Consider the following 10,475-nt stretch of genomic DNA (forward strand, 5'->3'; position numbering starts at 1 on the left):
TCGACGCTCGGGCAGGTGTTCGACGGCAAGGCGGAGCAGGTCGAGGAGGATGTCGTGGCTGTTCTGGAGGCCCCCACGAACCGTTCGGTCGCGTCCCCGTCGCGGCGCACGGCCCAGGACACCGAACGCCCCCGCGGCCGCCGCGCGGCGGTCACCGCCCCCCGCGTCCTTGCCCCGGTCGCCTGCGGCCACCGCCGCGCCCCGGTCCCGCTCTCCCTGGTCGTCGCCTTCGGCATCGCGGTCTGCCTGGCCGTGGTCGGCCTGGCCATCCTCTCCAACTCCGTCTCCGGCGCCCCCACCGTCCCGCACCGCACCGCCGTCGTCCGCGTCGAACCCGGCGAGTCCCTCCTGGACTTAGCCCGCCGCGTCGCCCCCCACAGCGACCCGTCCGCCGTCGTCGACCGCATCCGCGAGCTCAACACCCTGCCGAATTCCTCCCTGCGCCCCGGCCAGCCCCTCACTGTGCCGTCTGAGGGGTAACCGGGCGACCGACGGTGTCGTCGCACTGACCTGGGTGCGACGGCACCTTCGGGCGGGGGAGAGCGGCCCGGTTCCTTGGAGGGAGTGAACGTGACGCTGCTTGCCTTCTAGGGCATGAACGTGACGTTGCTTCCCTCATGGAAGATCAACCCGGGCTCCCCGCCGCCTCCCAGCCTTGCTGAGCTCCGGCCACCCCAGGGCCGGCGCTCGCCAACGCCACTTGAGTGGCAGGAGAGCCTGGCGTCGCAGTCCCTGCCAAGCCGCATCCTACCCACCGAACCGGGTGACGAGCGCCGTGTCGGCTTGCATCATCTCGCGTCTCGGCATAGCGTGAACCCCTAGATGTAGTAGTTACACCGCTGTAGTTAGTCCACAGGTTGTGGATGGTTATCCACGCTCCATCCACCGCTCATCCACATGATGATCACCAGAGGGGGAGACGGATGAGGTGTCCGTTCTGCCGCCATCCGGACTCGCGGGTGGTCGACTCGCGGGAGGTTGACGAGGGGCAGGTTATCCGCCGGAGGCGGTCGTGTTCGAAGTGCAGCCGGCGCTTCACCACGGTCGAGGAGGCGGTGCTGGCGGTCGTCAAGCGTTCCGGGGTGACCGAGCCGTTCAGCCGGGAGAAGGTGGTCACCGGGGTGCGCCGGGCGTGCCAGGGCCGGCCGGTGGACGAGGACGCACTGCAGCAGCTGGCTCAGCGGGTCGAGGAGTCGATCCGCTCGACCGGGTCCGCCGAGGTGCCCAGCCATGAGGTCGGGTTGGCGATTCTCGGGCCGCTGCGTGACCTTGACGAGGTCGCCTACCTCAGGTTCGCCAGCGTCTATCGCTCCTTCTCGTCCATTGAGGACTTCGAGAAGGAGATCTCGGACCTGCGGGACATGGCGGCCAGGGAGGCCGGAGAGGCCGGTGCGGGGTGAGCACGAGGCGGCCGGCGAGGCGGCGCGGCGTTGCGCCAGCAGACGTAACCGTTCGGGGAGAAGGCAACGAGGGAGAGGGACGACTCATGACGGAGACGGCGGCGGGTCACCGCGCCGGGGAGAACGGCACGCGCGCGGCGGGGTTGACCGTGCGGCGCGTGTACACCACCGAGGGGGTGCACCCGTACGACGAGGTCGCCTGGGAGCACCGCGACGTGGTGATGACCAACTGGCGTGACGGCACGGTGAACTTCGAGCAGCGGGGCGTCGAGTTCCCGGACTTCTGGTCGGTCAACGCCACGAACATCGTCACCAGCAAGTACTTCCGCGGCGCGGTCGGCACGCCGGTGCGCGAGCACTCGCTGCGCCGGCTGATCGACCGCGTGGTCAGCACCTACGTCCGCGCCGGCGTCGAGCACGACTACTTCGCCACGCCGCAGGACGCCGAGATCTTCGAGCACGAGCTCACCTGGATGCTGCTGCACCAGGTGTTCAGCTTCAACTCACCGGTCTGGTTCAACGTCGGCACCAGCTCCCCCCAGCAAGTCTCGGCGTGTTTCATCCTGGCCGTGGACGACACCATGGACTCGATCCTGAACTGGTACCGGGAAGAGGGCCTGATCTTCAAGGGTGGCTCCGGCGCGGGCCTCAACCTGTCCCGGATCCGCTCGTCGAAGGAGCTGCTGTCCTCGGGTGGCACGGCGTCCGGGCCGGTGTCGTTCATGCGCGGCGCCGACGCGAGCGCCGGGACGATCAAGTCCGGCGGCGCCACCCGGCGCGCGGCCAAGATGGTCGTGCTGGACGTGGACCACCCGGACATCCGGGAGTTCATCGAGACCAAGGCGCGTGAGGAGGACAAGATCCGCGCGCTGCGGGACGCCGGCTTCGACATGGACCTCGGCGGGCACGACATCACCTCGGTGCAGTACCAGAACGCCAACAACTCGGTGCGGGTGTCCGACGAGTTCATGCACGCCGTCGAGGCGAACAGTGAGTTCGGATTGCGTGCCCGCACCACCGGCGAAGTGCTGGAATCCATCAACGCCAAGGACCTGTTCGCCGAGATGGCGCGGGCGGCATGGGGGTGCGCCGATCCCGGCATCCAATACGACGACACGATCAACGACTGGCACACCTGCCCGGAGTCCGGCCGAATCACCGCGTCCAACCCATGTTTCCCCGGCGACCAGCGCGTGGTGACCGACAGCGGACTCGTGCGCATCGGTGATCTGGTTCGGCGGGTGTCGGTGGGCGAGTCGTTCGCCGTTTACACGAATGATGTGACCAATGCCGACGACCCTCGGCAGAGGGTCCTGGCCACCAGCCCCACCCGGTACATGATCACCGGTACGAACGAGATCGTCGAGCTGCGCTTCAGCGATGGTTCCCGGTTGCGGTGCACCCCGAACCACCGGGTCTGGACGGCGAATCGCGGATGGGTTCACGCGGATCAACTGTCCGAAGAGGATCGGGTGGTTCGGTCGACCGAGTACGCCCCCCGTCCGCATGCCTCCGCCGCGCTACCAGCGCTGGCCGTTCAGGCGGCGCGAAGGGCGCCCGGTCGTGCACTGCGGGAGATCCCTGAGAAGTGGGATGTCGAGCTGGCCCACTACCTCGGCTGGCTCGTGGGCGACGGTTGCCTGACCGACCAGGGTGCGGTCACGATCTATGGCACCGAGTGGGAGCGTTCGGTGATCCTGCCCCGACACAGCCGCCTGCTGTCCCGAATCATCGGCTTCGAGAACAAGCCGAGCCTCCAGGCGAATGGCACCGTTCAGTTGCGGGCGCTGCGACGCAGGTTCGGGATGATGATGGCCGGCCTCGGGGTTTCGGCAGGGCGCGCCAAGGACAAGGTCGTACCCGAGTCCATGTTCCAGGCGCCGGAGGACGCCCTCACGGCGTTTCTGAGGGGTTTGTACGACGCGGACGGTTGCGTGGTGAGCCAGGCCCAGAACGGCACCCACTACGTCGGCCTGGGTAGCCGGTCCGAAGAACTGGTCATCGGTGTCCAGGAACTGCTGTCGAGCCTCGGTATTCGGGCCCGGATCTACCAGACGGGCACCAAGGAGGCCTCGTTCAGCTACACCACCAAGAGCGGCGAGTCCCGGCAGTACGGGAGCGACGGGCCGAGCTTCGACCTGCGCGTCACCGGACGCCACCTGAGGCGTTTTGCTGAGCTGATCGGTTTCGATCACGCCGAGAAGTCGGCGAAACTCGACGCGGTGATCGCGGAGCATGGCCACTACCAGGTAGACGAGACCGTCCGGCTGGTCTCGCGGGTGTCTCGCGGTTTCGAGACGACGTTCAACCTGACTGAGCCGCGCAACCACTCGTACGTGGTTTCCGGGGTCGTCGTGGCGAACTGCAGCGAGTACCTCCATCTGGACAACTCGAGCTGCAACCTGGCGTCGCTGAACTTGATGAAGTTCGTCCGTCCGGATGGGACGTTCGAGTCCGAACGGTTCGTCAAGGCGGTCGAGCTGGTGATCACCGCCATGGACATATCGATCTGCTTCGCGGACTTCCCGACCGAGCCGATCGCCGACACCACGAGGAAGTTCCGCCAGCTCGGCATCGGCTACGCCAACCTCGGCGCGCTGCTGATGGCCACCGGACACGCCTACGACTCCGAGGGCGGCCGGGCGCTCGCCGCGTCGGTCACCTCGCTGATGACCGGCACTGCCTACCGCCGCTCGGCCGAGCTTGCCGGCGTGGTCGGGCCGTACCACGGCTACGCCCGCAACGCCGAGGCGCACCAGCGGGTGATGCGCAAGCACGCCGCGGCCAACGACCTGATCCGCACCTACGCCGCCGACGACGCCGCGGTGCACCGCCTCGCCACCCGGGAATGGCAGCGCGGCCTGGAGATCGGTGCGCGCAACGGCTGGCGCAACGCCCAGGCCAGCGTGCTCGCACCGACCGGCACCATCGGCCTGATGATGGACTGCGACACCACCGGTGTCGAGCCGGACCTGGCGCTGGTCAAGTTCAAGAAGCTGGTCGGCGGCGGCTCCATGCAGATCGTCAACCAGACCGTGCCCCGCGCCCTGAAGTCCCTGGGCTACCAGGACGAGCAGGTCGAAGCCATCGTCGAGTACGTGGCCGAGCACGGTCACGTCGTGGACGCGCCCGGCCTGCGCCGCGAGCACTACGAGGTGTTCGACTGCGCCATGGGCGTCCGCTCGATCGCCCCCATGGGCCACGTCCGCATGATGGCCGCCGTCCAGCCCTTCATCTCCGGCGCGATCAGCAAAACGGTGAACATGCCCGAGTCCGCCACCATCGAGGACATCGAGCAGATCTACTTCGAAGGCTGGAAGCTCGGTCTCAAGGCGCTCGCCATCTACCGCGACAACTGCAAGGTCGGCCAGCCACTCTCCGCCGGCAAGGGCGCCAAGAAGTCCGTCGAGCCCGAGAAAGTCGTCGAATACCGCCCGGTCCGCAAGCGCCTCCCCAAGAAGCGCCCCAGCCAAACGGTTTCCTTCACCGTCGGCGGCGCCGAAGGCTACCTCACCGCCGGCTCCTACCCGGACGACGGCCTCGGCGAGATCTTCGTCAAGCTCGGCAAGCAGGGCTCCACCCTGGCCGGCGTCATGGACGCGTTCTCCATGTCCATCTCCGTCGGCCTCCAGTACGGAATCCCGCTCGAGTTCTACGTCTCCAAGTTCCAGAACCTCCGATTCGAGCCCGCCGGCATGACCGACGACTCCGACGTCCGCATCGCCACCAGCGTCCTCGACTACCTGTTCCGCCGCCTCGCCCTCGACTACCTCTCCTACGACAAACGTGCCCAACTCGGCATCTTCACCGCCGAAGAACGCACCGCCCAAGTCAACGGCGACTACACCGGACCATCCGACGTGGACATCGAAGGCCTCCGCACCTCCGTCGAAGCCACCCCCAAACCCGCCACCATCGACGCGTCCCCCCAACCCAAACCGGAGGCCCACAGCTCCACCGAACTCCTCGAACTCCACCTAGGAAAAGCCGCCGACGCCCCCCTCTGCATGACCTGCGGCACCAAAATGCGCCCCGCCGGCTCCTGCTACGTCTGCGAAGGCTGCGGCTCCACCTCCGGCTGCAGCTAGAGAAGCGCGCGAACGGGCTGTCGCATCCAATGCGACAGCCCGTTCGCAACTGCGGTGCGGCGCGAAGGCGCGACCGTTACCCTCCATGACTCGACGCTTTTGACGAGGTTGATATCACTCCGAGCCGGCACCGGCATGCGGCGGTCTGGCACGCTTGGTGATCCCTGTCGGCTCCTGATCCACCCGCTACGGGCCGTATGCTGGCGGCGGGTGGGTGCGGGGTCGGGAGCCAGAGGTGAGCGATGGATGACGAGGGGGGCGGCGTACCCGGGCCGCCTGGTTGGGCGCCGCCGCAGCCCACTCGCGTCTATCCGCAGCCGCGGACCATCATCACGGGCGATCCGCATGACGGGAACTCGCCGCTGACCATTGCCGGTGTGCTCGCGTTGGTGCTTGGGCTGGTGTTGGTGCTCGCGCTGCTGGGGCGGGACAACCTGTTCGACGGGCTGAGGGCGATCGACGGATATCCGGTGGCGGCGACCGGGGTGCCGCAGCCGGGGGCGCCGCAGGGGGCCGATCCGACGTCGAACGGTGCGCCCAAGCCGAAGTCGGTGGCTGAACTGGAGACCAACCCGTTGCTGGCGGACGGGATCGGGCTGGCGCCGGTCACCTGCCAGCTGCCGGCGATCTCGCGGGACCCGGAGAAGTTGCGGGCGTATTACCAGGCCGCGATCGGCTGCCTCGACCAGGCGTGGCAGCCCGTGCTGGAGCGGGTGAACGAACCGTTCAGCTCGCCCCGGCTGGAGATCAAGGCCGGTAAGAGCCTGTGCGGCGAGGCGCCGTCGGCCGACGAGGCCACCGCTTACTACTGCAGCGGCGGCAAGGTGATCTTCATGCCGACCGACCGGCTGCTCGATCAGGCCGGGCTCAGCCAAGCGGCGCACCTGGCCGTGCTGGCCCACGAGTACGGGCACCATGTGCAGGCGCTCAGCGGCATTCTGAACGCCGCCTACGACAAGGGCGAGAAGTTCGGCAAGGACTCCCCGGAGAAACTTGAGCTGACCCGGCGCGCGGAGCTGCAGGCGAACTGCTTCTCCGGCATGTTCATCGCCAGCGTCGCCGGCCACGGCTCGGTCACCACGAAGCTGGCCCGGGCCGCGGCGGACAGCTTCCGGGACACCGTCGCCGACAACACGCACGGCACGGTCAAACACCAGGTCACCTGGGGCAGGGCCGGCTTCGACAAGAACCAGACCGCCGCCTGCAACACCTGGCGGGTGCCGGCGACCGAGGTCAGCTAGGCACGCACCCAGGCCAGGATGTCGTCCAGCGACCCGGTGTTGATCACCCGGCCGGCGGTCACCCCGCACTCCTCGGCGCGGGCGCAGCCGTAGGCCTGCCAGTAGAGCTGGCCGGGGGCGTGCGCGTCGCTGTCGATGGCGAAGATGCAGCCGAGCTCGACGGCCATCCGGAGCAGCGGCCGGGGCGGGTCGAGCCGGTCCGGCCGGGAGTTGATCTCCACGGCCACGCCGTTGTCCCGGCAGGCGGTGAACACCGCCTCGGCGTCGAAGGCGGACTCCGGCCGGGGGCGCCCGGCGACCTTGCGGCCGGTGCAGTGGCCGAGCACGTCGGTGTGCGGGTTGCGGATCGCGGTGAGCATGCGCTCGGTCATCTCCGGTCCCGGCATGCGCAGCTCGGAGTGCACGCTGGCCACCACGACGTCCAGCGCGGACAGCAGCTCGGGCTCCTGGTCCAGTGCGCCGTCGGAGAGGATGTCCACCTCGATGCCGGTGAGGATGCGGAACGGCGCGAGCTCCACGTTCAGCTCGGCGACCACCTCGATCTGGCGCCGCAGCCGCTCCGCGGACAGCCCGTTGGCCACGGTCAGCCGCGGCGAGTGGTCGGTGAGCACCATCCACTCGTGCCCGAGCACGACCGCCGCCTCGGCCATCTCGTCGATCGGGCTGCCGCCGTCCGACCAGTCGGAGTGCGTGTGGCAGTCGCCGCGCAGCGCCGCCAGCAGGGCCTCCCCGCCCCGCGCGTCGGCGAGCGGCTTCGCGGCCCGGCCGCGCAACTCGGTGAGGTAGCCGGGTTCCGCCCCCCCGGCGGCCTCGATGATCACGTTGCCGGTGGTCTTGCCGATCCCGGGGAGCGCGGTCAGCGTGCCGACCCGCAGCCGCTGCTCCAGCTCGCCGGGCGGCAGGCCGGACACCACGGCCGCGGCCCGCCGGAACGCCTGCACCTTGTGCGTGGGCTCGCCGGCCCGCTCGAGGTACAGGGCGATCTGCTTGAGTGCGTGCACCGGGTCCACGTGCACTGCCTACCGCACCGGGCGGCGCGTCCTGGTACCCGGGGTTGGGCCATCCGGTGGATTGTGCCGATCGGGCGCCCCTACCGGTGACTGTCCGTGACCGATGCCCGTTTTGCGTGCTCAATCACCGGTCCAGCCGGCCCTCAGTCCCGTCGGTTTTGCTGTTGCTTACGACCGTCCTGCAGGATCGGGTAGTCGCGAGGTCCCCGGGCTCGTATTCTGGTGATGACATCCCCTCGCACCCGGGGGTGCCCGCCGGGTCCGGCGGCAACCGTGATCGCCCGGCGCCCGCGACCGTATGTGCCGGAGGAGGAACGATGCCACTCTCCGAGCACGAGCAGCGTTTGCTCGATCAGATCGAGCGCGCGCTCTATGCCGAGGACCCCAAGTTCGCCTCGACGGTCCGTGGCGCCCGGCTACGGCGACCGTCCCGCCGTCGCCGCCTGCAGGGCATCGCCCTGTTCGTGCTCGGCGTTGCGCTCCTGGTGCTCGGTGTGGTGCTCCCGCTCAAGCCGGGTGGTATCCCGGTGGTGAGCCTGCTCGGCTTCCTCGTCATGTTCTTCGGTGCACTGCTCACGCTGACCGCCATCCGCCACGGCGACCAGGGGGACGAGGGGGCCGACGAGTCGGCTGGTCCCGGCAGCGTGACCAAGATCCGCCGCAGCTCCTTCTCGCAGCGCATGGAGGAGCGCTTCCGCAAGCGCCTCGACGACGACCAGTAGGTCGAGTAGGTCACAGCTCGACCAGTAATGGATTAGGCCGCTGTAGCGTCGGTCGCGACTGTTCACCGTCCGCAGCGGAAGGCGGCAGCCGTGACGAACCCCTTGCACGTACCTCAGAACGCCCAGTGGCCCCAACTGCTCGAGCGGGTTTCGAAGGTGGCCTCCGCCGGGTTCGCCGATGACCGGCTACGCAATCTGTACGGCGGAAGCTGGCAGGACAGCGGCACCCCGGCTCCGCTGATCACTCCGGTCGACCAGACCACGCTCGGCCAGCTGTCCAAGGTGGACGAGGCGACCGCGCTCGCCGCCGTGGCGTATGCCCATGAGCAGCACCGGGAGTGGGCCGGCGTGTCGCTGGCCGACCGGAAGGCGCGGGTGCTGGCCGCGGTGGAGGCGATGACCGCGGCCCGCGACGACCTGGCGCTGGTGCTCGCCTGGGAGATCGGCAAGCCATGGAAGCTCGCCTGCGCGGACGTGGACCGGGCGCTCGACGGGGTGCGCTGGTACCTGGAGCACGTCGACGAGATGCTGGCCACCGACGCGGAGGGGCGCCCGTTCGAGCGCCGCCCGCTGCCCGGCCCGGTCAGCAACATCGCGAGCTGGAACTACCCGATGAGCGTGCTGGTGCACGCCGAGCTGGTGCAGCTGCTCGCCGGGAACGCGGTCGTCGCCAAGACCCCGACCCAGGGCGGCGCGGTCTGCCTGACCGTGGCGCACGCGCTCATGCACGACGCGGGCCTGCCGGTGACGCTGCTCTCCGGGGACGGCTCCACGCTGTCCTCGGCCCTGGTCCGCTCCGCCGAGATCGGCGCGCTGGCGTTCGTCGGCGGCCGGGACAACGGTGGCAAGGTGGCCGCCCAGCTGGTCGACACCGGCAAGCGGCACATGCTCGAGCAGGAGGGCCTGAACTGTTGGGGCATATGGGAGTTCTCCGACTGGGAGGGCCTCGCCGCGCACCTGAAGAAGGGCTACGAGTACGCCAAGCAGCGCTGCACCGCCTATCCGCGGTTCGTCGTCCAGCGCGAGCTGGTCGACACGTTCCTGGCCACCTACTTCCCGGTGCTCCGGTCGATCAGGTTCGGTCACCCGCTGGCCGCCGACGCCGGCTCCGATGACCTGCCCCAGCTCGACTTCGGCCCGCTGATCTCAGCCGCCAAGGCGGCCGAGCTGCGCGCGAAGATCGACGAGGCGCTGCACCACGGCGCCATCCCGCTCTACCGTGGCTCCCTTGACCAGGGCCGGTTCCTCCCCGGCCAGGACACCTCGGCCTACGTCGCCCCCACCACCCTGCTCGCCCCGCCCGGCGCCAGCCGGCTCATGCACGAGGAGCCGTTCGGCCCGGTCGACACCATCGTCGTGGTGGACACCCAGGCCGAGCTCCTCGCCCAGCTCAACGCCTCCAACGGCGCCCTCGTCGCCAGCATCGCCTGCGACGACGTCGACCTGGCCGCCCGCCTCGCCGAGCACGTCCAGGCCTTCAAGGTGGGCGTCAACAAACCCCGTTCCCGCGGCGACCGCGAAGAACCCTTCGGCGGCCGCGGCGGCTCCTGGAAAGGCGCGTTCGTCGGCGGCATCCACCTCGTCCACGCCGTCACCCAGGGCCCCGAAGACGAGCTCCTCTACGGCAACTTCCCCAACTACAGCCGCTACCCCAACGTCTAGGCCGTTTGGCTGATTCCACCCCGAGCCTCTCGTATCATCTGCCAAGATTGCGGTCTGTGCGCGTACGGTGACGCGCTCGAACGAGGGGGCTTTGGGGTGGAATCAGACATGGACCAGCCAAGGGTCTACGCCATTAGTCCGGACGCCATGGAACAGGGGATTAAGTGGTGGCTCACGCCGGTCGTCGATAACATTAAAACGATCAGTGCTGGCTACACCCAAGCACATGCCGAGGTGTCCACCGCGCGCGACAGCGAGACTCCTGGATGGTTCGGGGGAGCGGGAAACAACGAGGTGCACTGGGCGACCAGCTCCTTCCTCAACGAGGCGGAATGGCAGCTTCGGCAGCTCT

At 68.8% G+C, this 10,475-nt stretch carries 8 protein-coding genes; 7 read left to right on the top strand and 1 reads right to left on the bottom strand.

Going from position 1 to position 10,475, the window contains the following annotated elements:
* The first annotated feature begins 15 nt into the window (after positions 1 to 15).
* The 4 genes from VGR06_RS03520 to VGR06_RS03535 all read left to right on the top strand — a co-directional run bounded on the left by VGR06_RS03520 (position 16) and on the right by VGR06_RS03535 (position 6,729).
* On the top strand, positions 16 to 480 hold the full coding sequence (locus VGR06_RS03520; RefSeq protein WP_327557470.1) for a LysM peptidoglycan-binding domain-containing protein: 465 nt from the start codon (positions 16 to 18) through the stop codon (positions 478 to 480).
* Positions 481 to 923: 443 nt separating this feature from the next.
* Positions 924 to 1,400 (top strand): transcriptional regulator NrdR, encoded by a 477-nt coding sequence (gene nrdR / locus VGR06_RS03525; RefSeq protein WP_327557471.1) that lies wholly within the window; start codon positions 924 to 926, stop codon positions 1,398 to 1,400.
* 86 nt (positions 1,401 to 1,486) lie between these two features.
* Positions 1,487 to 5,488 (top strand): vitamin B12-dependent ribonucleotide reductase, encoded by a 4,002-nt coding sequence (locus VGR06_RS03530; RefSeq protein ID WP_327557472.1) that lies wholly within the window; start codon positions 1,487 to 1,489, stop codon positions 5,486 to 5,488.
* A gap of 242 nt (positions 5,489 to 5,730) precedes the next feature.
* The gene (locus VGR06_RS03535; protein ID WP_327557473.1) at positions 5,731 to 6,729 is read left to right on the top strand and encodes a neutral zinc metallopeptidase; all 999 of its coding nucleotides are present in this window, start codon (positions 5,731 to 5,733) and stop codon (positions 6,727 to 6,729) included.
* On the opposite strand, the gene VGR06_RS03540 is transcribed toward VGR06_RS03535, so the two are convergent.
* Complete coding sequence (locus tag VGR06_RS03540; RefSeq protein WP_327557474.1) at positions 6,726 to 7,739, bottom strand: PHP domain-containing protein; 1,014 nt, start codon at positions 7,737 to 7,739, stop codon at positions 6,726 to 6,728. The two genes, VGR06_RS03535 and VGR06_RS03540, sit on opposite strands and share 4 nt — an antisense overlap.
* A gap of 317 nt (positions 7,740 to 8,056) precedes the next feature.
* Between VGR06_RS03540 and VGR06_RS03545 the strand changes: the two genes are divergently transcribed.
* The 3 genes from VGR06_RS03545 to VGR06_RS03555 form a co-directional block, all read left to right on the top strand.
* The gene (locus VGR06_RS03545) at positions 8,057 to 8,461 is read left to right on the top strand and encodes a DUF3040 domain-containing protein (RefSeq protein ID WP_327557475.1); all 405 of its coding nucleotides are present in this window, start codon (positions 8,057 to 8,059) and stop codon (positions 8,459 to 8,461) included.
* Between the two features lie 90 nt (positions 8,462 to 8,551).
* Positions 8,552 to 10,123, top strand: coding sequence for an aldehyde dehydrogenase family protein (locus VGR06_RS03550; protein WP_327557476.1), 1,572 nt, complete (start codon positions 8,552 to 8,554; stop codon positions 10,121 to 10,123).
* 108 nt (positions 10,124 to 10,231) lie between these two features.
* Positions 10,232 to 10,475, top strand: a 244-nt coding sequence (locus tag VGR06_RS03555) for a hypothetical protein (protein WP_327557477.1), incomplete at its 3' end; no start/stop codon positions are given.

Origin of the sequence: Actinophytocola sp. (assembly GCF_036002505.1) — a bacterium.
In the GTDB taxonomy this organism is placed as follows: Bacteria; Actinomycetota; Actinomycetes; order Mycobacteriales; family Pseudonocardiaceae; genus DASYTH01.